Below are 20680 nucleotides of genomic sequence, written 5' to 3' on the forward strand. Positions count from 1 at the left end.
GGATCGGCACGTAAGGCCCCCCATCGCGGACGAAGTCCGCTCCTACGTGAAAGTTCTGCGCTCGGCTCGGCCCTCACCCTGACTGCGCGCCCCGCTCAGGGGGAGAGGGAACCGTCAGGTGCAGGATGAAACCTCAGTGCCAGCCGGATAGGGCTGCCCCCTCTCCCTGAGGAGCGGGGCGCGCAGCCAGGGCTGGGGTGAAGGGGATGCATTGGTACGGACTCCCCAGGAAAAGACAGTTGCTCCTACACGAGCCTCCATGAGCGTAGGAGCGGACTCCGTCCGCGATTGGGCGAGTCTGGCTCAGAAAGCCAGCAGCGAATCACGCATACCAGCAGCGATACCAGCCATCCTGCTCGGTCACTTTCAGCGGAGCCTGGTACAGCGCCGACAGGTTTTCACTGGTCAGAATCTCCGCCTTCGGCCCGTCGGCCACCACCTTGCCATTGGCAATCAGCACCACCCGTTCGATTTCCGGAATGATCTCGTCGAGGTGATGGGTGGTGATGATCATGGCGTGCTGCGGGCCGCAGAAGCGTCTGAGCAGCGTGAGCATCTGCAGGCTGGCGCCCATGTCCAGGCCGTTGGCCGGCTCATCGAGGATCAGCGCGCGAGGCCCGTGGATCAACGCACGGGCCAGCAGCAGACGGCGCTTCTGGCCGGTGGACAGGCGCTGGAACATGCGCTCGGCATAGCCATCCATCTCCACCGTGGCGAGCAGTTCATGGGCCTTCGCGACCTGCTCCGGCGTCGGTTGCAGGTGTCCGTGGCTGCCAATGGCGCCGAAGAAGCCGGAGATCACCACATCCAGCGCCTGGGTGAACGGCGTGTAGTCCTCCTGCAGATCCTGGGAGACGAAGCCGATGCGGCTGCGCAGGTCCCACAGGGTGACGTTGTGCAGACCGAACAGGTTCAGCGAGCTGTCCGGGCGATCCACCGGATAGAGTTCGCGGCTGATCAGCTTGAGCAGCGTGCTCTTGCCGGCGCCATTGGGGCCAAGGATGGCGACCTTCTCGCCTTCGCCGATATGCAGGGAAAATCCATCCAGCACGCAGGTCTGCTGCTGGTAGACGGTGACATTGTTGAAATCGATCATTGGGCAATTCATGTCCGGGCCTGGGGCAGCCGCTGACATTAGGCGCCTTGGGCTTCCTACTCAAGCCTTCATCGAATCGCAACTACGCTTTCCACATTTCCCAGCCACGAGCGCGCCGCGATGAGTGAACAGGAACCGCCCAGCCTCGATGACGATATCTGCGTCCATATCTTCTCCGTCTCGGCCACCATGGTTGGCGTGTGCCTGACGGTGATCGGCATCATCCGGGTGATCCTCACGCTGCGCCGGGAAGACCTGATCATCGATGACCTGGTGGCCGTCAACATGATGTTCTACCTGGTCGCGGCCTTCTGCTCCTACTGGAGCCTACGTACCCACCGCACCCTGCGCGGCTGGCGGATGATGCGGGTCGCAGACGCTACCTTTCTGGCAGCGCTGGTGTTCACTGCCGTCAATGCCGGGTTCATCACCTGGATGATGACCTCCGCGCCCACGCCTGCCTGAACCGTCCGCGGGCCCAGCCCCTGCATCTGGTCCGCAGAGGTAATAACAGGCGGGTCTTTGGGAAAATACCGACTGTTTCGTCTCGCCCTCCTCTCGACAATCGCCGCACTCCTGGCACTGGCTGCCGGAGCCGTTCCGCCCCTGCGCGCGCCAAGGCCCAAACGGCCACGCCGGGTCGAATTTTCCATCGATTGGAGACTCAGATGTTAGAAGCAATCATCCAGCAGGCCGCCGAGCGCGGCATGCACCACAAGGCGGGGCGTTTCATCGGTCTGTTGGCCGAATCCATCGTCAACACGCGCACCGGTGGCTTCGCTGGATTCCGCAATCGCTTCGAGGCGGCTGGCCTGGCCGACCTGCTGCAGCAATGGATCGGCATCAAACCTGCCGACAACGTGCTGCAGCCGGACCAGTTCAATGCCGGTCTGGGCAGTGACGAGTGCAACCGCATCGCTCGACTGCTCGACGTCCCGGTCGGCGCGGTGAACATGGCCGGCGCCGAGGCACTGCCCAAGGTGATCGGCCTGCTGACCCGCGAGCAAAGAACCCCCGTCACCCTCCCGCCGGCTTTCTCCGCCCTGCTGCACAACGCGCCGGTCAAACAGCGCAAAGGCCTGGGCTGGCTGTTCTGGCTGCTGCTCGCCGGCCTGCTCGGGCTGTTCATCCTCGCCGTGAGCAACTGCCAGCCACAGCCCAAGCAGGTCGCCGCACCGCTGCCAACACCGGCTGCGCCGCAACCCACGCCCGCCCCCGCCGAAGTACCCGCGCCGGTCGAGCAGGCCGCCGTCCAGGAACCCGTGGCGCACCTGCCCGCCGAACTGGAACTGCAGAACACCGACGGCCAGGTGGCCATCAGCGGTCGCCTGGGTGACGAAGGCGAGAAGCAGCGGCTGATCGATGCCCTGCAAGCCCACTTCGGCGCAGACAAGGTCAGCGGCGACATCCAGATCGATCCGCAGACTCTCCCGGCCGGCTGGCTGGACAAGCTGATCGCAGCGCTGCCGGAACTTGGCGTCAACGGCCTGAAGATCGGCTTCGACGGCGACAAGCTCAACATCGATACCTCGGCACTGCCGGAAGATCAGCGCTTCGATCTCAGCCAGAAACTGCGCGAGCTGTTCAGCGGCTATTCCATCAGCGGCCTGTGGGAGCGCGCCACTGCCGCCCTGGCCGGCCTGAAGCAGGGCTTCGGTGCGCAGGACCTGGTCAACGCCCTGAACCTGATGCAGGTCCACTTCGAGAGCAACTCCGATCGCATCTCCGCCGACAGCCAGGACATCCTCGAGCGTGCGGCAGACGCTATCCAGGCCGCTGCGCCGGGAATGCGCATCGAGGTGGGCGGCCACAGCGACAGCGTGGGCACCGATGAGGCCAATCTCACCATGAGCCAGAAGCGCGCCGACGCGGTAGCGGCCAGGCTGGCGCAGCTGGGTGTGGCGGCCGATTCGTTGATCGCCAAGGGTTACGGGCAATCGCGCCCGGTGGCGGACAACAGTACCGAGGAAGGCCGGGCGAAGAACCGCCGTATCGAGTTCACCGTGCTGACGCAGTAAGCGTCACCGGCGCCATCGGGCCTCGGCTGAGGCCCGAAGGCGCCTCACACCGCTCATCTGAAAGCGCTCGCCAGCCGCCCATTTCGTAAAACATTCGTTACACCGGCAACCCCGGCGCACCATCAGTCCCGCGCCTGCCGGCAACAGCGAAATGCTTGCCTGGCTATTGAAATCCATTGCCGTTATGCCGGAATGATCATTGACAGCCTGATAGGGCTTCAGTGAGATGGCCTTTCGTTCAGGCAAATGGCATTGCCGACTGACTGTGTGTGCGTTGTGTCTGCAATGCCGCGATGACGAAACTTCGGCGATCCCGACGGTCGCTTCCGGACGTTTCATGGTTTCATCGACACAGGAGATGCCGGCGATGTTGAACCAGGCACCCCGCGATACCCAGGACGTTGAATTCGACGAGCAATTCTTCCTTGCCTTCGAGATCCAGGTTCTGCAGAAGGCCCTGCCGGCCTTCGAAGAGGCCTCGCGCTTCGCCCGCGACCGAGGTCTGCGCTGCAGCGTGGAACTGATCACCAATGCCGAGGGGCACCCCGAACTCAGCCTGTCGGCCACCCAGCGCAACGACTTGCCGGACAGTTGCTACCGTCTGATCGCCGATCCGGCGTCGCAAGGCGTCGTGCATGAGGAGTTCACCGCGGTTAACCGACGCACGCGCCGCCAGGGCGCACGCTTGTCGACGCTAACCTCGCGCTCGCTGGAACTGCAACTGGAGGCCTTCTTCATGCATGCCTTCGGCATGCGCCTGGACTACAACGTCCTGCGCCTGGACTACTCTTACGAGCATGTTTCCGGGCTTTAGGCCTTATCCGACACCACCGGTCGTCGGTTCGGCCGGTGGCGGACCGAGCGTTCCGTCGGACAGTTCCTGCGAAGGATGATTTATGGCAACGATGAACGCGCCGAAGTCGCTATTATTCGCGCCCTGTGCGCCACCTCGTGCGTGTTTCCTCGTCGTCGCTTCGCCATGAATGAATTCCTCGTGCATTTTCAGGACGGTCACTGCCTGGGCAAGACCGTGCTGCGTTCGTTTTCCCGTCAGATGACCCTTTCCGAGGCGCGTGTGCGCCTGCAGGCCTGCTACCCGCTGCGTGTTCCGCACCTGCTGAACATCCTGCACCTGACGCCGATGCTGCCCGGCCGCTGATCCGCCGGCACCCGTACAGTTTTCCTGCGCCACTGTGCCTGCCTCGCGCGGCCAGCCGTGGCTAGAGTCGTTCGTCCCGATTTCGTGCCGACTTACAGGAATACGCCATGGCCGACCTGCAGATTCGCCCCGCCAGCGCCGAAGACGTACCGGCCATGCTGACACTGATTTTCGAGCACGGCCCCAATGACTGGAACTTCCTGCCCGCGGGGCCGGTGCGTGAGCACTTCGAGGCTATCGCCAGGGGGGAAATCCAGGCCCTGGTCGCCGTCGCTGGCGAGGACTTGCGCGGGCTGGTCACCTACCATGAAAGCGCAGCGTTCAGCCGCTTCCAGCCCGATGGCGGCGGCCGCCACGCCTACATCGCCGAGGCCACGGTGCATCGGGGCGAAGCCGGGCGCGGCCTCGGTACGCGCCTGCTGCGCGCCGCCATCGCCGACCTGAGCGCCCGCGGCCTGCCGGACATCTACTGCGAGCGCCACGAAGAAAATCCCGGTTCCGCCGGCATGATGCGCAAGGCCGGTTTCCGCGAACTGGCCACCTTCGACGACCCGCAGCGCCGCCCCAATGGTTCGCGGCGCACGACGATCTGCTACCTGGATGCCCGCGCAGCCTCCGTCTGAACCTTAGCCAACGCTGCCAGGGCTTGGCGCGCCGCTTCGCCGGCCTGCGTCAGCACCTGGCGCTTCCAGCTGTCCTCATCCACGTAGAAAGCATCGCGCAACTGCCTGCGGATGCGCTGCGCCTGTTGCGCCGGCGCAGCGGGGTTGTTGTTCAACCACTGCTCCGCCCGCAGCGCCTTGAGCACCTGGATGCCCGGCAGCGTGCCGTACTCCAGGGTGATCGCGGTCAGCTCCGCCTGCGGGCATTCGCTGGCGGCGGCCAGCATCATCTGCCCCTTGAGCGGCACCGACACCGAATCGCCCTTCTGCGAAGACGTCACCTGCGCCCCCCACCAGCGTCGGGCGCGCTCCAGCGACTCGCCGGTGTTCTCGCCCACATGGATGCGCTCGCCATGGCCCTTGGGGCCAAGCCCGGTGTGCAGATCGATCCAGCCGATCCGCGCGCATTCCCGCGCGTGCCGGCGCAGCACCTGGCGCACCGCCAGGTTGCTCCAGGTCGGTTGATCGCCCATGTAGAACAAGCCCCGCGGGTGGCTGTCCTGGCCACTGGCGATGGCCGCCTGCAACTGCTTGCGGCCATGGCGCATGGCATAGCGCAACAGACGCAGGTGACTGCCGATGGATGGCCAGCGACGGGGTACCAGGATCGCGTCAAGCGCCGCATAGGCCTGGTTGCGCTGGCGCGGCTGGGAAAAGTCGAGGAAGTTGCGGTTGAGGTCAACGTTCTCGTGGGTCCAGCGGCGCCACCAGGAGAAGCCATAGGGATTGGCCGCATGCAGGTAGAGCACCGCGCAATCGGCCTTGGCGCAGAGCTCGAGCCAGTCAGGGTCGTTGAGCAGCGCGATCTGCACTGCCGAGCCGCAGAAGCCCTCCACCCCGTGGCAGCCGCTGCTGATGATCAGCAGGTTCTGCGCATCGGCAGGGCCGCTGCGTGCCACATCCAGTGCCAGGGGCTCACCATCGCGGCCGGGCAGCGGATGCCGGTGGGATTCGACGACCAGGCCAGCCGACAGGCAGGCCGCAAGGAACTTGCCACGCGCTTCGGCGTAGCTCTGGGAAAAGCAGGCAGACGGGGTCATCACCGCTCCGGATGATCGCATTCAAGTCAGGGGAAACGGGCCCGACGCACGGGCCCGCCGTGGAAACTCAGGCGTGGCTGACGGCGCCCGGCAGCGGGGCTTCGCTGTGCTCGCCCTGCAGGGACTGGCGGGTGCGCTCGGGGGCGATGATCCGGCAGCCGAGGATGGCGCAGACCACGGTGAGCACACCGAACAGGCCCAGCGCCGTCTCGAAGCCATGGGCGATGTCGCCACCGCGCAGTTCGACCAGTTGGCCGACGATCCACGGCGCGAGCATGCCGGCGCTGGTCATTCCACCGATATGGATGGCCAGCATCGAACCACGCTGCGCACTCGGCGCGATATACGCGACCAGGGTGTTGCAGAAGGTCGGCAGGACATTCACCAGGATCGCGCCCAGTGCGTAGAGCACCAGGATCACCAGGCGATCACCATGCAGCAGGGTCAGTGCGCAGAAGGCGACACCCGCGACCGCCGCGCAGGCCATCGGTGGCAGCACCATGGCGCGCTGCACCGAAGCGCCGCGCTGCATTGCCCGCTGCGACAGCGTTGAGAGCAGCAGGTTGGCGAGGATCACCCCGACCGTCACCACCATGACCGTATAGCCCGACTGCATGGGCGTCATGCCCTGCCCCTTCTGCAGGTACACCGGTACCCAGCTGTACACCAGCGCAGTGGGCAGGTAGCTGAGAAAGCCCATCAGGGTGATCCAGACGAAACTGCGGTTGAACAGCAGCCGGCTGTAGGGCAGGCGCAGCGTCGATCCCGGCCCCTCTTCCTCGGTCTGCTGCCCTTCGCGGCCGAAGATCAGCCAGACCACCAGCCAGACCAGCCCGAGCAGCGCCAGCAGGAAATACGCGGTGCGCCAGCCGAAGTGCTGGATCGCCAGCGGCAGGCTCAGCGCGCCGAGCACGGCGCCGAGCATGATCGACACCTGGATCAGCGCCGAAGGCAGCACGCGCTCCTTCGGGCCGAACCATTTGAAGCAGGCGTGCTGGGTGACCGCAGTGCCCGGCCCGGTGCCGGCACCCAGCAGCAGGCGCCCGGCAACCAGTGCGGCAAATCCGCTGGACAGCGCCACCAGCAGTTGCGAGGCCATCCACACCACGGACATGCCGGCGAGAATCCAGCGCGCCGGGAAGCGGTTGGCGAGAAAGCCCACCAGTACGCCGGAAATGGAATAGAGAAAGAAGAAGGCACTGCCGATGAAGCCAAACTCAGTCGGCGAGAGCTTCAGCTCGTCGATGATCTGCGCACCGGCAAAGGCGAAGATGGTCTTGTCCAGCACGCTGATGACCATCACCAGCATCAGCAGCAGGAGCACGGCGTTGCGACGATTCATGCCGGGACTCCACTGCGGGGGGACGTGCACAGGCTCGCTTCCACAAGCTGCACCCAGAGGGCCGCGCCGAAGGGAATGGCTGCGTCGTTGAAGTCATAACCGGGGTTGTGCACCATGCAGCCACTGGGACCGCTGTCGCCATTGCCCAGGGCGATATAGCAGCCGGGACGGCGCTCCAGCATCCAGGCGAAATCCTCGCTGCCGAGGAAACCCGAAGGCACTTCCGACAACAGGCGTTGCGGGCCGACCAGCTCGGTCAGCACCTGGCGTGCAAGGCGAGTTTCTTCCGGCGTGTTGACCAGTACCGGCACCAGCTCCTCGTATTCGTACTGCAGCTCCATGCCGTGCACGGCGGCAACGCCACGGGTGATCTCGCCGATGCGCCGCTTCAGCAGCTCGCGTACTTCAGGCCTGGTGGCACGCACGCTCAGGCGCAGGTCGGCATGCTCGGGAATCACGTTGGCCGCCTCCCCCGCCTTGAGCATGCCCACGCTCACCACGGCGACTTCGGTGGACGGCACGTTGCGCGCGACGATGCTCTGCAGCGCCAGCACCAGTTCGGCGGCGGCAACGATCGGGTCTTTGGTCAGGTGCGGCATGGCGCCGTGCCCGCCGACGCCGACCAGGCGGATCGACACCCGATCGGACGATGCGGTGAGCGCGCCCTCGCGGGTCAGGAAGCAGCCCACCGGCAGGCCCGGCGCATTGTGCAGCGCGTAGACCGCATCGCAGGGGAAGCGCTCGAACAGGCCGTCATCCATCATCGCCACGGCGCCGCCCAGGGTTTCCTCGGCGGGCTGGAAGATCAGGTTGAGGGTGCCGTCGAAATTGCGCGATGCAGCCAGTTCACGGGCGGCACAGAGCAGGATCGCGGTATGCCCGTCGTGGCCGCAGGCATGCATGCGCCCGGCGTGCTGGCTGGCGTAGGGAACGCCACTGGCCTCATCGATGGGCAGTGCATCCATGTCGGCACGAATGCCGATACTGCGGGCGCTGCTGCCCTGGCGCAGCACACCGACCACGCCGGTGCCGCCGACGCCCTCGTGGACTTCATAGCCCCATTCGCGCAGGTAGCCGGCGACGATGGCGCTGGTGCGCGCCTCTTCGAAGCCCAGTTCGGGGTGCTGGTGAAGGTCCCGGCGAATCCGCGCAAAATCCTCGGTGCTTGCCGCAAGCCTTTCTATCGTGGGGTGCTGACTCATGCCGCATCCTGCTCATTGTTCTGCTGTGGCCGGCAGGATGCCCCACAGGCGCGACGCTGAATAATGACCTTCGCGCATGCTTATCGAAGCTGGTTATCGATGGCCGTCATTCACCCTTGCGCAGGTGCGGGCCCTTGAAGGCATAGACCAGTTCGTCCACCAGCGTCTGTGCCTCGCGGGTCATCAGCTCGGGCGGCCGGCAGACCAGGGAGATGTCGGTGCCCGGCACGGTTTCGGCGATGTCCAGCGCTTCCAGCGTGCTGGACACGATGGGCAGATCGAACACCCGCCGCGACCAGAAACTCACCGCATCGGTATTTGCCGCCAGTTCCGCATAGAGCACCACCGAGGCACACTCGATGACGCGCTCGGGATGGCGCACCTGATACTGCTCGAACATCTGCCCGGCGAGGGAAACGTCGAGCGAATCGGGCACCAGCCACTCCTCGTCGAGCAGTTCATGCAATGAGCGCGCGTTACGCAGCGGATGCCCCTTGCGCACCGCCAGCGTGGTGGGCTGGGCGTAGAGCTCCTGCCAGTGGAAGCCGTCGACGTTGCGCGAAGACGGCTGCGAGGTCAGCACCAGGTCCAGCTGGCCTTCGCGCAGGCCTTCGAGCAGCTTGGCCGGGCGCAGCTCGTTGATCTGCAGTTGCACCTTGGGGTAGCGCTTGCGGTAACGCAGCAGGCTGGCAGCGAATTGCTGGCTCGGGGTCACCGGTGACACGCCGATCGCCACGCGGCCGTCCATGGCGCCCTTCAGCGTCTCGATTTCGTCCCGCGCGCGGCGTACTTCCTCCACCACCAGACGAGCGCGGCGCACCAGGCGTTCGCCGTACTCGGTAGCGGTGATACCGCGGTTGGAACGCACCAGCAACGGTACGCCCAGCTCGGCCTCCAGCTCCTTGATGCTCTTGGACAGGGCTGGCTGGGAGATGTGCAGCAGGCGCGAAGCTTCCTGGATACTGCCGCTCTCGCAGATGGCGACGATGGCGCGGAGTTGATGCAACTTCATGGCGTGGACGACGGCTCGCAGATCGGTAACAGGTCGGAACATAAAGCAAAATCGAGGCCGGCGTGAGTAACGGTTGGTAAACGGACGCAGACCGACGGGTCGCGTAGCGTGCTTTTCGTAGGATGGCGTGGAGCGCAGCGATACCCATCGATCCGTTGCGCCGGCAGCATGGGTATCGCTGCGCTCCACCCATCCTACATCGAGGTTTCCTGCCGCCTCGCTGCGCGCAGTTCGTAGGGCGCATAACGCGCCAGCGTTATCCGCCATTGGGGAGTGGCGGATAACCTGTTCCAGGTTATTCGCCCTACGAGTCTGCCCGGGATAATGGCGAACGAAAAAAAGCGGCCCGAAGGCCGCTGAGTCAACACAAGGAGCGCCGGTGAGCGCCAGTACAGCCCGCCGTCAGCGGATGCCGGTAGCGCGCAAGGCGTTGGGGGTGAAGTCGTTGCTGCTGGACTTCACCGCGAAGTCGTAGCTGCTCTTCTCCTCGTTGCGCAGGCCGGACACCGTGTAGCGGCCGGACAGCACGTCATAGTGGGTTTCCGCCGTCAGCCAGGTGAACTGCTGGTCGTAGAACGGCCGTGCATGGCCTTCGGAGACACGCCAGAGATTGCCGCGACCGTCATAGGCATCGGCCTCGGCGATCTGCCAGCTGTCCTCGTCGATGTACAGGTCGCGCTTGCTGTAGATGTGGCGCTGGCCCGGTTTCAGGGTCGCCACCACGTGCCAGACGCGGTGCAGCTCGTAGCGGGTGTGGTCCGGGTTCAGGTGGCCGGGCTTGACGATGTCGTCATACTTCAGCGCCGGCGAGTCGAGCTTGAAGCTGTTGTAGGGGATGTACAGCTCCTGCTTGCCCACCAGCTTCCAGTCATAGCGATCCGGCGCGCCATTGAACATGTCGAAGTCGTCGTAGGTACGCATGCCTTCCGCGCCGGGGCTGTCGTAGCCCACTTGCGGAGCGCGACGCACGCGGCGCTGGCCGGCGTTGTACATCCAGGCCATGCGCGGTTCCCTGACCTGGTCGATGGTCTCCAGCACCAGCATCACGCTGCCCGCACGGCGCGGCGGCGAGAGGATTTCCTGGCGGAAGTAGTAGAGGATGTTGTCCATCTTCGCCGGGTCGTAGTCCTTGAGCCCGAACGGGAAGGCGAACTGTTCCTTCATGTAGCTGATGGTGTAGTCGCCATTGGTCTGCGGGTTCATCTGCGCGGTGGTGCGCAGCATGGCGTTGCTGCGGTAGCGGGTGACGTGGTTCCAGATCACCTCCAGGCCGTTCTGCGGGATCGGGAACGGGATGGTCATGGTGAAGTTGTTCAGCCCGTTGCCGCCCTCGGCCAGCGAGGTTGCAGTGGCGTTCTTCTTCGCCGCATCAAGCACCGTTTGCGGATAGCTCGCGCTGCGGTGGCTCGGGTAGACCGGGATGCGATAGGTCTCGGGGAAGCGCTGGAACATCGCCAGTTGGCCAGGCGTCAGCTTCTCCTTGTACTGGCTGGCGGTCTGCGCGGTGATGGTGAACAGCGGCTGGTCGGCGGCGTAAGGGTCGGCGAGGAAACCGCCGGCATCGACCTTGCCGGCGTTCGGCGCCAGGCCGCCGGTCCAGGCCGGGATGCTGCCATCGGCATTGGCGGATTTCTCCGCACCGATGGGGGTGAGTTGATTGCCCAGGCGCGCGGCCTGGTCGGCGCCCACCGCGGCCATCACTGGCCCGGCAAGCAGGCCCAGGGTCAGGCAGCCGGCCTGCAACCATTGCTTGTTGTTCATGCTGATACCTCTGGCTCTGTATCGAAGAGACTGACGGGCGTCAGAAGCTGACGCCCAGGCTGACGGCGAGGAAGTCGCGGTCGGTGTTGACGTTGTAATCGCCGCCGAAGTAGTCGGTGTAACTGATGCTCGCGGTGTAGCGGCTAAGGTACTCGGCATCGACGCCGACGCTCACCGACTTGTCGCCCTCGTTGAAGGTCGGCCCGTAGCCCTCCACGTCGTGGGAGAAGGCCAGGTTCGGGCGCAGCGAGATGCCGCCGATCAGGTCGTTGTATTCCAGGCCCGCGCGCAGGCGATAACCCCAGGAGTTCTGGGTGTAGAAGCCCTTGTCGTTGCACTGCCCAGGGTTGGCGGTATTCACCACTTTCTCGCACAGCGCGTTGCCCGACAGGCCCAGCAGCGACGAGCTGCCGGCGCTGGCCAGTTCGCCGTTGCCGTACACGCTGCTGCGGCCGAAGCGCAGGTCGGAACCATCGGTGGAACCCAGGTCGCCGATATGGCCGAAGCCGATCTCGCCGACCAGGGTCAGGCGCTCGGCAGCGATCACCGGGATCTGGTCGAAGGTGTTGGTGAAGGTCATCTGCGCCTGGGTATAGGGCATGCGCTTGTAACCCTGGATCAGCGAGCCGTAGCTCGAATCCGCCCAGCCGCTGGCGAAGATCGGCAAACCGGCGTTGACCATGGCGCTGGTGGAAGCCGAACCCAGCGTTGCGGCGCCGGAAACGTCGCTGGAGTTGATGCCCATGGGCATGTTCGGCCGGTAGCTGATCTCGCCCTGAACCGCAGTGCTGCCCCAGGTGGTGTTGAAGCCCAGGCCGTAGAGCCGGATATCCTCGGGATAGTCCAGGTACCAGCTGGCGGTGCTGCGCCCGCCCTGGCCGATCAGGCCGCCCACCGGGTCGGCCAGCGCGCCCTTGCCCACCACCCAGTTACTGGTCGGCGTGCGGCTGTGGTAGTTCATCGCGTAGGCGGAGAACTCGGTGTCGTTGACCATCCAGCGCAGCGCCACGCCGAACTGACCGCCATCGCGAGCATCGTGGTCGCCGGTGCGCGGCACGTAGCCGTAGCCGCCCTTGATGCCGGTGCCATCGATATCGCGGTCGAAGTCGCTGCCGTTCACCGCCATGTTGATGTCGCAGCCCTTGGCGGCCACGTCGCTGCCGAAGAAGGTGCCGCAGTTGTCCGGCACGGTCTTCTCCCATTCGAGCTGGTAGAAGGCTTCCATGGACAGGGTATCGGTCAGCCCCTGGTTGAAATACAGCATGCTCACCGGGATCAGCGCTTCCTTCACCTCGGAACCCGGCCGGCGCAGCGCGGCGACGTCCACCGGGTTGATCGAGTTGATGCCGTTCTGGATGAAGGTGCTCTCGCCCCAGCTCACCACCTGGCGGCCCAGGCGCACGGTGCCGGGCAGGTCGCGGAAGTCGTAATTGTGGTAGATGAAGGCATCGAGCAGCTGCGCACCGGAGGAACGCGCCGCCATGTCGCGGCCGTTGTCGTCGATGTCGTAGAGCGGGCGGTGCTCATCCTTCAGTTCGAAGTCGTACCAGTACTTGCCGCGCAGGAACAGGCCGCTGTCGCCGTACTTCAGCTCCAGGTCGTGCAGGCCCTTGAAGATCTTGGAGAAGGTTTCGCCCTTCTTGAAGTTCAGCCGGCCATCATCGGAGGTCTGGCTGGAGGCCGTACCGCCGTTGCGCGAGCCGATGAACTTCTTGTCCGGGCTGTCCATTGCCCAGCTCGCGCCGATGGACAGGGTCGAGTCGAAGCGCCCCTCGATTTCCCCCACGTTGAAGCTCACTGCCTGAGCCGAAGATGCCCCGCCAAGGGCCATGCTGGTTGCCAGCGCCAGCGCGTGCGGCCTGAAGCCTGCGGCGCCGGTTATTGTTTTTTTCATGCTGCTCTCCGCCTGGAACGTGCTGGTCACGGCAAGCCGTGCCACTCCTGCGTCCCGGCTCTCAAGCCGGGAGGCGGTCGCATGGTAAGAGCGCTGTCACAAAGCTGACTGCTGAAAAAAAGTGATGCCCATAGCCAGAATCGAAACGCCTGCGACCAGCAGCCCGTGAGGTTTCGCGGGTGATAACCGGCAGCTATCGCGATACCCAGGATTCAGCCGACCGCGCCTGCGCATTGGCCTAAAGTCCGCCGCCATCAGCGACTCCCCAACCCTGAGGTGGACCATGAAGATTGCGTTGACCGGCGACAGCATCCTGCAGCGCCGCCTGAACAGCCGTGACGACGAAACCCTGCGCCCGCTGTTCGACCTGCTGCGCGGCGCCGATGTCAGCTTCACCAACCTGGAAGTACTGCCCAACGACTTCCAGGGCGATGCCGTGCTGGAAAGCGGCGGCTCGCACTTCGGCGCGCCGTCGTGGATTCTCGATGAGCTGGTGGACGGAGGCTTCGACCTGTTCTCCACCGCCAACAACCACAGCCTGGACTACGGCATTGCCGGCCTGCACGCCGCCCACGCGCAGCTGGAGAAACGCGAACTGCTGTTCGCCGGCACCGGCCGCAACCTCGAGGAAGCGCGCCGCCCGGTGTACTGCACCAAGCCTGCCGGCACCGTCTCGCTGCTGGCCTGTACCTCCACCTTCGGCAAGGGCCAGGAAGCCAGCGAGCAGACCCGCGACATGCCCGGCCGCCCCGGTCTGAACCCGCTGCGCTACGACACCGTGCACCAGCTGGACGGCACGCAGATGGAAGCCATGCGCGGGATCATCGCCAGCCTGGGCCTGGACCGCCTCTACCAGGGCGCGGTCGACCTGGGCTTCGCCCATCCAATTCCCGATCCGTCGCTGGCGGTTTTCGGTCCCTTCACCCCGCTGCTGTTCCGCCAGGGCGAGAGCTCGCGCCTGCGCACCCTGCCGCGCAAGAAGGATATGGACGACATCCTGCGCTGGGTCGAGGAGGCACGCACGCTGTCCGACATCGTGGTACTGAGCATCCACGCCCACGAACTGGGCCACGACGCCACCGGCGAGTGGAACCTGGAAGCCGCCGCCGAGTTCATCCAGCCGGTGGCGCGGCGGATGATCGACGCCGGCGTCGACATCGTGGTCGGCCACGGCCCGCATCTGCTGCGCGGCATGGAGATCTACAACGGCAAACCGATCTTCTACAGCCTGGGCAACTTCATCGGCCAGAACGAACTGGTGGAGCGCCTGCCGGCGGACAGCTACGAGCAGTTCCGCGTGGAGCGCAACCAGACGCCGTCGAAGGTCTTCCTGCAACGCACGCAGAACGACACCCGCAGCTTCCCCTCCGATGCGCGTTTCTGGGAAAGCCTGGTGCCGGTCTGCCAGTTCGATGGCCGCCGTCTCACCGGCATCGAGCTGCATCCGGTGAGCCTGGGCCTGGGCGAAGCGGTCCACCGCCGTGGCCGCCCGCGCCTGGCCGAAGGCGAGCACGCCCAGGCGATCCTGCAGCGCTTCGCCGCGCTGTCGGAGCCCTACGGTACGCGCCTGGTGCTGGAGGGGAACGTCGCTCGCGTGGCGCTCTGATCGCCGTCGCGCACTTCCACTTGTAGGAGCGAGCTTGCTCGCGAACAGCTCTTCGCCGATGAGTCTCTGCCGTGCGGTTCGCGAGCAAGCTCGCTCCTACTCCAGCAATAGCTACGACGTTCTCCATCGCAATCCCGGCTCTGGCTCTGGCTATTTGGACTTCCAGAGAAACGTCCGCACGCTCCGGACCGCCCCTTTCAACGAGGGAATTTTTCGCCTTAGCGAAAAGCCGGATGGAGGGGCAAGCCTTCTTGGTTACTTCTTCGGCGTTTGGAAGAAGTGACTCGCCCGAGGGGGCGAAACCCAATACATCCGCACGCACCGAAGCGGCGCAGAAACACGAAAACCCAAAAGCTTCGCGGCGAAACTTCGCTCCTACGAAAAGCCTCCCGCATCCGGTACGCTTTGGGCTCGTTCCACGCAGAGCCCAGGAAAATGCCCGCCCTCACCTGCCCCCACCTCATCGGCCAGCACGTCGAACTCATTCCCCTGCGCGCGGAACACCGCGACGCACTGCTCAATGCAGCCACCGACGGCGAACTGTGGAACCTCAAGGTCACGGTCGTGCCCGGCCCGGACACCGTGGACAGTTACCTCGCCAAGGCCGAAAAGGGCCTGGAGGAAGGCACCGTCCTGCCCTTCGCCATCCTCGACCGGCGCACCGACCAGATCGTCGGCAGCACCCGTTTCTGGAAGGTCGACCGCGCCAACCGCAAGCTGGAAATCGGCCACACCTGGCTCGCCCTGTCGGCGCAGCGCACGCCGATCAACACCGAGGCCAAGCTCCTGCTGCTCAGCTACGCCTTCGAGCAACTCGACTGCGTGCGCGTGCAGTTCACCACCGACGAGCTGAACGAGAAGTCCCGCGCCGCCATCCTGCGCCTGGGCGCCGTGCAGGAAGGCATCGTCCGCCACGAACGCATCATGCCCGACGGCCGCAAGCGCAACTCGGTGCGCTTCAGCATCATCGACAGCGAGTGGCCCGAGGTGAAGGCGCGGCTGCTGCACAGGCTGGGCCGCGCCTCGGCTTGAAGGATCAGCCCTGGTAGAACACCTCGTCGCTGTAGGGGTACCACCAGGAATGAATCTGCGGCTGGTGGTCGATGATCACCATCTTCGAGCGGCGGAACGCATCCAGCCCCTGGCGGCCCAGCTCGCGGCCCATGCCGGACATTTTCCAGCCGCCGAACGGCAGCGCATCGTTGTCGATCAGCGGGTTATTCACCCAGACCATGCCCGCTTCCAGGCGGTCCGCCGCCTCCATGGCTTCCGCCAGGTCAGTGGAGAACAGCGAGGCGCCCAGGCCGAAGGGCGAGTCGTTGGCCAGGCGCACGGCCTCGTCAAAGTCCTTCACCTTGCAGATCGCCGCCACCGGGCCGAAGCATTCCTCATGGAAGATCGCCATGGCCGGAGTGACGTCGGTGAGGATGGTCGGCTCGTAGTACCAGCCCACCGGGAATTGCGCCGGGATGCGCCCGCCGCAGACCAGCGTGGCACCCTTGGCGATGGCGTCGTCCACCAGGCGGATGACCTTGGCGCGCGCCGCCTCGCTGACCATCGGGCCGATCTCGGAGCGCTCCAGGCCATGGCCTATACGCAGCGCACGGGTGCGTTCGGCGAAACGCGCGACGAACTCATCATGCACTTCGTCGACCACATAGAAGCGCTCGGCCGAGGTGCAGATCTGCCCGCTCAGGTGGAAGGCTGCGGTCACTGCGCCGGCCGCCGCGACTTCCAGTGGCGCATGGCGGGAGATGATCATCGGGTCGCTGCCGCCTGCCTCGATCACCGCCGGTTTCATCCGTTCGGCGCAGGCCACGGCCACGGCCTTGCCGGCGGCGACGCTACCGGTAAAGGCCACGGCGTGGGTGCGTTCGGACTGCACCAGGCGTTGTGCGGTGCCGGCATCACCCGGTACGCAACTGACCATCCCGGCTGGCAGCACCTTGAAGTGCTCCATGAATTTCAGCGTGCACAGCGTGGTGCTTTCCGCCGGCTTGACGATGCAGGCGTTGCCGGCGGCCAGCGAAGCGGCCAGCGTCCAGCACATCAGCAGGATCGGGAAGTTGAACGGCATGATGTGCACGCTGACGCCATAGGGCTCGTAGCGCACATGCTGGAACGAGCCGAGCTGGGTGGTGCCGGCCACCTTGCCCGCTTCATCGCGGGCCATCTCGGCGTAGTAGCGGAAGATCGGCGCGCAGTTGGCCAGCTCGCCCATGGCCTCGGGGAACGGCTTGCCCATCTCCAGCGTCATCAGCCGCGCCACTTCGCGCTGGGTCGCCTGGTCGGTCTCGATGGCATTGGCCAACTGGTGCAGGATCGCCGCGCGGGATTTCGCGTCGACGCGCTTCCACTCGCGCTGGGCGGCGTTGGCGGCATCGATGGCGGCGTCCACGTCCTCCGCATCGCACAGGGCAATCTGGCCCACGGGCGTGAGGTCGGCGGGGTTGAAGATGTCGCGTCGGCGCTGCGTGGTCACGCTTTGGTAGTGAGGGCCGATGAAACGCAGGGGCACGTCGCTGTGGAAGTCGGTCATGGAATGCTCCGCAGGGATTCGGAAGAAGCCAAGCGCTGGGCGATCACGTCGCTCTCCAGCGGCTGGCGCCAATTCGGCAGATGGGCGTCGAGCAGCGCTGCCAGCGGGCGCAATTGCTCGCTGTCGAGCGCGCGCTGGAACAGCCGCAGGACGCGTGGCAGGTGCTTGAGGTAGCCGTGCTTGCCATCACGCTTCGCCAGGCGCACGAAAATGCCCAGCACCTTGGCGTGGCGCTGCGCGGCGAGCACCTGGAAATCAGCCATGAAGCGCCGGCCGTCCACTTCCGGGCGCTGGCTGAGGTAATGACTGAGCAGAGTCACGCGCAGTGTTTCGGGAATGTCGCGGCGCGCGTCTTCGAGCAGGGACATGAGGTCGTAGGCCGGTGCACCGAACAGGGCGTCCTGGAAATCCAGCAGTCCACATGCCGCGACACCCGCCCTGCCCTCCAGCAGCATCAGGTTGTCGACGTGGTAGTCGCGCAGAACCAGCACCTCCCGGCGCAGGGACACAGCGCGCCAGAGTGCGGCGAATTCCGCCAGATAACGCTCGCGTATCTGCGCAGCGGACGTCTCGCCCACCAGCAGCGGTGCATACCAGTCGATGAACAGGGCGGCCTCGTCCGCCAGCTTCTGCCCGTCATACGCCGGCACGCCTTCCGCGCCCTGGGGGCCGGCGCGGTGCAGGCGCACCAGGGCTTCCACGGCGAGGCGATACAGCGCTACCTCGTCGTGGCCGGCGGCCAACAACCGGGTGTAGGTGGCGTCGCCGAAGTCCTCGATCAGCGCCAGACCCAGCTCGCGGTCGGCAGCCAGCACATTCGGCGCCGAAAGCCCGCAGTCGCGCAGCAACTGCGCCACCCGCAGGTACGGCGCCAGCGGCTCGGCGCCGGGCGGCGAATCCATCAGCAGCAGGCCCTTGCCGTCGACGCGGAAATAGCGTCGCGCCGAGGCATCCGCCGGCAGCGCCGTGATTGGCGCGGCGGCCAGGCCGCTACCGGCGAGGAAGGTCTCGCGGGCGGCGGCGCGGGTGGTTTCGCAAGGCAGGTTCATGGCATCACCGGATCATGTAGACCTTCTTGATGGTCTCGTGCACGGTGCACACGCCCTTCCAGTCCTTGGGGAAGAAGGCCGCGGTGTCCGGCTCGATCTCGATTACCTCGCCGGACTCGTGCACGTAGGTGCAGCGGCCTTCGAGGAAGTGGCAGAACTCGTCGCTGGTCACATGGCAGAACCACTTGCCCGGCGTGCAGTGCCAGATGCCGCATTCGGACTGGCCTTCGGGGCCCTTGTGCAGGACCACGCCACTGACGTGGGACTCGCCCTCGAGCATGGTCGGGATCACGCCCCAGTCCTTGAGTTCGGTGACTTGCAGTGGGCGATGGATAACGGGGGTCTTCATGTCTTTCTCCAACAATGGCCACCCTCTCGGGCGGCCGGTTAAGGCGTAGGGCGAATAACCGTTTGCGGTTATCCGCCGACAGGTTCGGCGCAAGGTCGATGGCGGATAACGCTTGAGGCGTTATGCGCCCTACGAACTGCGGTGGCCGCCTGCACAGGCGGCCGGCTATGGCGTAGGGCGAATAGCCGCTTGCGGTTATCCGCCGATGGGTTCGGCGCAAATCTCGAGGGCAGATAACGCTTGGGGCGTTATGCGCCCTACGGGTTCAGGCCAGCATGTAGAGGTTGCGAAGCGTGGTGTGCACGGTGCACTCGCCAGTCCAGCCGGCGGGGAACAGCACCAGGGTGTCGGGCTCGACCTCGATCACCTCGCCTTCGTCCGAGCGGTAGGTGGCGCGCCCAGCAACGAAGTGGCAGAGCTCGTCGCGCGGGATCGACAGCCGCCAGCGGCCGGGGGTGCAGACCCACAGGCCGGTCTCGGGGCTGTTGTTCGGACCCTTGAACAGCAGGCGGCCGCTGGAGTGCGAGACACCTTCGAGGGCGTCGGACTGCACGCCCCAGTCCACCAGGTCGTCGTAGTCACGTGCGCCGCGGATGTGCGGCGCACTGGCCGCACCATTGAAGAAGGGGCCCTTGAACTCAGGCATGGTTCACCGCCTTGCCCTGGACGAGCTGGTCGAGAATCCGTGCGGCATCTTCCGGCCCCTTGCGCGAGCGCATGTAGTCGCTGGTACGCGCCAGTCGCCCCTGCATCAACTCGTCGCCCAACAGTTGAGCGATGTTGCGCGCCAGGTCTTCCTCGCTCCAGTCGTAGCGGTCCATGCGCAGGCCATGACCACTTTCCTGGGCACGCATGGCATTGTCGTGGCCGTCCCAGACGTAGGGCATGACGATCGCCGGTTTGCCGAAGAACAGGCACTCGGTGAAGCTGTTGTTGCCGCCGTGGTGGATCACCCCGTCGACCTGAGCGATCACCGAGGGCTGCGGGTACCAGTTGGAAACGATCACGTTGTCCGGCAGGTCGGTGTACTTCTCCACGTGCTCGCCGACATTGAACAGCGCGCGGTACGGCAACTTGCCGATGGTGGTGACCAGGCGCTTGAGCAGGTCGACGTCGCCCGAGCCCAGGCTGCCGAAGCTGACGTAGAGCAGCGGCTTGTCGTTGTGCGCCTTGAACTGCGGAATCTCGTAGGGCTTGTCGCTGCGCACGCAGCCCTGCAGGTAGTGGAACTGCCGCGCCGGCAGCGCATGGCGGCGCTGGAACTTCACCGGGTCCGGATAGAGCAGCAGGTTCATGTAGGGCGACTCCTCGAAGAAGGTGCCCAGCGGGTAAGGCCGCTCGCCGCACTCGGCGAGGAAGTCGTTGAAGTCGGCGTGAATCGGCGCGATCACTTCCTCGAAGCGTTTCTGGAAGCGCGCGTGGCCCTCCTTGTCTTCCACGCTCATGCCCGACAGGTACGGCGGGATGTCCGGGTCGTGCACTTCGTTCTCCGAACAGGAGATGATCCGCACCCACGGCTTGCCGTAATGCTTGATGGCCGGGAAGAGGATCACGTTGTCCACGCAGATCAGGTCCGGCTTGATCTTGTCGAGGATCGCCGGCAGCTCCTTCTGCGCCCACTTGGAGGTGGAGACGATGGCCTCCCAGCACTCCTTCACGTAGTTGTCGAGCTGGTCGATCGGCGCCTTGCGGAAGTTCGGGATGTGGCCGTTGATGAAATCGGTCCAGTAGCGCGCCATCTCCTCCGCCGGCATCGGCTCGGACATGTTCACGTAGTGCTCCTCGAAGCCGTAGGCCGAGTACACCCCGGTCATCCCCGGATCGGTGAGGAACACCGCCTTGTGCCCCAGCGCCTCGCAGGCCTGGGCAATACCCACGGAGTTCAGGGCCGGGCCGTAGGCGGCCTCGGGGAAGAAGGCGATGACCTTGCGTTCACTACTCATGGTGCTCT

19 protein-coding genes are annotated in these 20680 nt (G+C 65.3%); 7 read left to right on the forward strand and 12 right to left on the reverse strand.

What is annotated here, in order from left to right; all coding sequences use genetic code 11:
- Positions 1-322: 322 nt before the first annotated feature.
- Positions 323-1096 carry an ATP-binding cassette domain-containing protein gene (locus tag N5C91_RS24350; protein ID WP_279832581.1) on the reverse strand — a complete coding sequence of 258 codons (774 nt, stop codon included), beginning with the start codon at positions 1094-1096 and terminating at the stop codon, positions 323-325.
- A 120-nt stretch (positions 1097-1216) separates the two neighbouring features.
- On the opposite strand from N5C91_RS24350, the gene N5C91_RS24355 reads away from it, so the two are divergent.
- The 5 genes from N5C91_RS24355 to N5C91_RS24375 all read left to right on the forward strand — a co-directional run bounded on the left by N5C91_RS24355 (position 1217) and on the right by N5C91_RS24375 (position 4896).
- Entirely contained in the window at positions 1217-1561 is a 345-nt protein-coding gene (locus tag N5C91_RS24355) for a hypothetical protein (protein WP_236173481.1), read from the forward strand.
- 203 nt (positions 1562-1764) lie between these two features.
- Positions 1765-3114 (forward strand): OmpA family protein, encoded by a 1350-nt coding sequence (locus N5C91_RS24360; protein ID WP_279832584.1) that lies wholly within the window; start codon positions 1765-1767, stop codon positions 3112-3114.
- Between the two features lie 367 nt (positions 3115-3481).
- Positions 3482-3928 carry a hypothetical protein gene (locus tag N5C91_RS24365; RefSeq protein WP_236173483.1) on the forward strand — a complete coding sequence of 149 codons (447 nt, stop codon included), beginning with the start codon at positions 3482-3484 and terminating at the stop codon, positions 3926-3928.
- Between the two features lie 165 nt (positions 3929-4093).
- Positions 4094-4273, forward strand: a complete 180-nt coding sequence (locus N5C91_RS24370; RefSeq protein ID WP_024762799.1) for a hypothetical protein — start codon at positions 4094-4096, stop codon at positions 4271-4273.
- Positions 4274-4380: 107 nt separating this feature from the next.
- On the forward strand, positions 4381-4896 hold the full coding sequence (locus tag N5C91_RS24375) for a GNAT family N-acetyltransferase (protein WP_279832588.1): 516 nt from the start codon (positions 4381-4383) through the stop codon (positions 4894-4896).
- Here the strand turns inward: N5C91_RS24375 and N5C91_RS24380 are convergent.
- From N5C91_RS24380 to N5C91_RS24405, 6 genes are all read right to left on the reverse strand, one after another.
- Positions 4866-5975, reverse strand: a complete 1110-nt coding sequence (locus N5C91_RS24380; protein ID WP_279832589.1) for a M14 family metallopeptidase — start codon at positions 5973-5975, stop codon at positions 4866-4868. The genes N5C91_RS24375 and N5C91_RS24380 overlap by 31 nt on opposite strands.
- A 67-nt stretch (positions 5976-6042) precedes the next feature.
- Positions 6043-7317, reverse strand: a complete 1275-nt coding sequence (locus tag N5C91_RS24385; RefSeq protein ID WP_279832590.1) for an MFS transporter — start codon at positions 7315-7317, stop codon at positions 6043-6045.
- On the reverse strand, positions 7314-8519 hold the full coding sequence (locus tag N5C91_RS24390) for a M20 family metallopeptidase (protein ID WP_279832592.1): 1206 nt from the start codon (positions 8517-8519) through the stop codon (positions 7314-7316). Before N5C91_RS24390 ends, N5C91_RS24385 begins: the two co-directional genes overlap by 4 nt.
- Before the next feature lie 106 nt (positions 8520-8625).
- The gene (locus N5C91_RS24395; RefSeq protein ID WP_236173488.1) at positions 8626-9531 is read right to left on the reverse strand and encodes a LysR substrate-binding domain-containing protein; all 906 of its coding nucleotides are present in this window, start codon (positions 9529-9531) and stop codon (positions 8626-8628) included.
- A gap of 402 nt (positions 9532-9933) precedes the next feature.
- A complete protein-coding gene (locus N5C91_RS24400) occupies positions 9934-11292 on the reverse strand; it encodes a DUF1329 domain-containing protein (protein ID WP_236200153.1) in 1359 nt (452 codons plus the stop codon).
- 40 nt (positions 11293-11332) lie between these two features.
- On the reverse strand, positions 11333-13186 hold the full coding sequence (locus N5C91_RS24405) for a DUF1302 domain-containing protein (RefSeq protein WP_279832595.1): 1854 nt from the start codon (positions 13184-13186) through the stop codon (positions 11333-11335).
- Positions 13187-13469: 283 nt separating this feature from the next.
- Here N5C91_RS24405 and N5C91_RS24410 point away from each other — a divergent pair, with 283 nt between their 5' ends.
- Both N5C91_RS24410 and N5C91_RS24415 read left to right on the forward strand, forming a co-directional pair.
- Positions 13470-14792: a CapA family protein gene (locus N5C91_RS24410; protein ID WP_279832598.1), complete on the forward strand. Its 1323-nt coding sequence runs from the start codon at positions 13470-13472 to the stop codon at positions 14790-14792.
- A gap of 435 nt (positions 14793-15227) precedes the next feature.
- Positions 15228-15824, forward strand: a complete 597-nt coding sequence (locus N5C91_RS24415) for a GNAT family protein (RefSeq protein WP_279832600.1) — start codon at positions 15228-15230, stop codon at positions 15822-15824.
- Between the two features lie 4 nt (positions 15825-15828).
- Here the strand turns inward: N5C91_RS24415 and N5C91_RS24420 are convergent, their stop codons facing one another.
- From N5C91_RS24420 to N5C91_RS24440, 5 genes are all read right to left on the reverse strand, one after another.
- Positions 15829-17331 (reverse strand): aldehyde dehydrogenase family protein, encoded by a 1503-nt coding sequence (locus N5C91_RS24420; RefSeq protein ID WP_279832602.1) that lies wholly within the window; start codon positions 17329-17331, stop codon positions 15829-15831.
- The gene (locus N5C91_RS24425) at positions 17328-18380 is read right to left on the reverse strand and encodes a phosphotransferase (RefSeq protein ID WP_279832603.1); all 1053 of its coding nucleotides are present in this window, start codon (positions 18378-18380) and stop codon (positions 17328-17330) included. The genes N5C91_RS24420 and N5C91_RS24425 overlap by 4 nt, the downstream gene beginning before the upstream one ends.
- A 4-nt stretch (positions 18381-18384) precedes the next feature.
- A complete protein-coding gene (locus N5C91_RS24430; protein ID WP_017519228.1) occupies positions 18385-18729 on the reverse strand; it encodes a cupin domain-containing protein in 345 nt (114 codons plus the stop codon).
- Positions 18730-18994: 265 nt separating this feature from the next.
- The gene (locus N5C91_RS24435) at positions 18995-19375 is read right to left on the reverse strand and encodes a cupin domain-containing protein (RefSeq protein WP_279832605.1); all 381 of its coding nucleotides are present in this window, start codon (positions 19373-19375) and stop codon (positions 18995-18997) included.
- The gene (locus N5C91_RS24440) at positions 19368-20672 is read right to left on the reverse strand and encodes a glycosyltransferase (RefSeq protein ID WP_279832607.1); all 1305 of its coding nucleotides are present in this window, start codon (positions 20670-20672) and stop codon (positions 19368-19370) included. Before N5C91_RS24440 ends, N5C91_RS24435 begins: the two co-directional genes overlap by 8 nt.
- Positions 20673-20680 lie beyond the last annotated feature (8 nt).

Source organism: Pseudomonas sp. GD03903 (genome assembly GCF_029840045.1).
Classification (GTDB): Bacteria; Pseudomonadota; Gammaproteobacteria; order Pseudomonadales; family Pseudomonadaceae; genus Pseudomonas; species Pseudomonas pseudonitroreducens.

What these genes read in the sequence shown, in the direction of transcription:
- N5C91_RS24400 (WP_236200153.1), bottom strand. Translation starts at nt 11,292, where the DNA reads ATGAACAACAAGCAATGGTTGCAGGCCGGCTGCCTGACCCTGGGCCTG.
- N5C91_RS24410 (WP_279832598.1), top strand. Translation starts at nt 13,470, where the DNA reads ATGAAGATTGCGTTGACCGGCGACAGCATCCTGCAGCGCCGCCTGAAC.
- N5C91_RS24375 (WP_279832588.1), top strand. Translation starts at nt 4,381, where the DNA reads ATGGCCGACCTGCAGATTCGCCCCGCCAGCGCCGAAGACGTACCGGCC.
- N5C91_RS24360 (WP_279832584.1), top strand. Translation starts at nt 1,765, where the DNA reads ATGTTAGAAGCAATCATCCAGCAGGCCGCCGAGCGCGGCATGCACCAC.
- N5C91_RS24395 (WP_236173488.1), bottom strand. Translation starts at nt 9,531, where the DNA reads ATGAAGTTGCATCAACTCCGCGCCATCGTCGCCATCTGCGAGAGCGGC.
- N5C91_RS24405 (WP_279832595.1), bottom strand. Translation starts at nt 13,186, where the DNA reads ATGAAAAAAACAATAACCGGCGCCGCAGGCTTCAGGCCGCACGCGCTG.
- N5C91_RS24370 (WP_024762799.1), top strand. Translation starts at nt 4,094, where the DNA reads ATGAATGAATTCCTCGTGCATTTTCAGGACGGTCACTGCCTGGGCAAG.
- N5C91_RS24420 (WP_279832602.1), bottom strand. Translation starts at nt 17,331, where the DNA reads ATGACCGACTTCCACAGCGACGTGCCCCTGCGTTTCATCGGCCCTCAC.
- N5C91_RS24440 (WP_279832607.1), bottom strand. Translation starts at nt 20,672, where the DNA reads ATGAGTAGTGAACGCAAGGTCATCGCCTTCTTCCCCGAGGCCGCCTAC.
- N5C91_RS24365 (WP_236173483.1), top strand. Translation starts at nt 3,482, where the DNA reads ATGTTGAACCAGGCACCCCGCGATACCCAGGACGTTGAATTCGACGAG.
- N5C91_RS24385 (WP_279832590.1), bottom strand. Translation starts at nt 7,317, where the DNA reads ATGAATCGTCGCAACGCCGTGCTCCTGCTGCTGATGCTGGTGATGGTC.
- N5C91_RS24415 (WP_279832600.1), top strand. Translation starts at nt 15,228, where the DNA reads ATGCCCGCCCTCACCTGCCCCCACCTCATCGGCCAGCACGTCGAACTC.
- N5C91_RS24425 (WP_279832603.1), bottom strand. Translation starts at nt 18,380, where the DNA reads ATGAACCTGCCTTGCGAAACCACCCGCGCCGCCGCCCGCGAGACCTTC.
- N5C91_RS24380 (WP_279832589.1), bottom strand. Translation starts at nt 5,975, where the DNA reads ATGACCCCGTCTGCCTGCTTTTCCCAGAGCTACGCCGAAGCGCGTGGC.
- N5C91_RS24435 (WP_279832605.1), bottom strand. Translation starts at nt 19,375, where the DNA reads ATGCCTGAGTTCAAGGGCCCCTTCTTCAATGGTGCGGCCAGTGCGCCG.
- N5C91_RS24350 (WP_279832581.1), bottom strand. Translation starts at nt 1,096, where the DNA reads ATGATCGATTTCAACAATGTCACCGTCTACCAGCAGCAGACCTGCGTG.
- N5C91_RS24355 (WP_236173481.1), top strand. Translation starts at nt 1,217, where the DNA reads ATGAGTGAACAGGAACCGCCCAGCCTCGATGACGATATCTGCGTCCAT.
- N5C91_RS24390 (WP_279832592.1), bottom strand. Translation starts at nt 8,519, where the DNA reads ATGAGTCAGCACCCCACGATAGAAAGGCTTGCGGCAAGCACCGAGGAT.
- N5C91_RS24430 (WP_017519228.1), bottom strand. Translation starts at nt 18,729, where the DNA reads ATGAAGACCCCCGTTATCCATCGCCCACTGCAAGTCACCGAACTCAAG.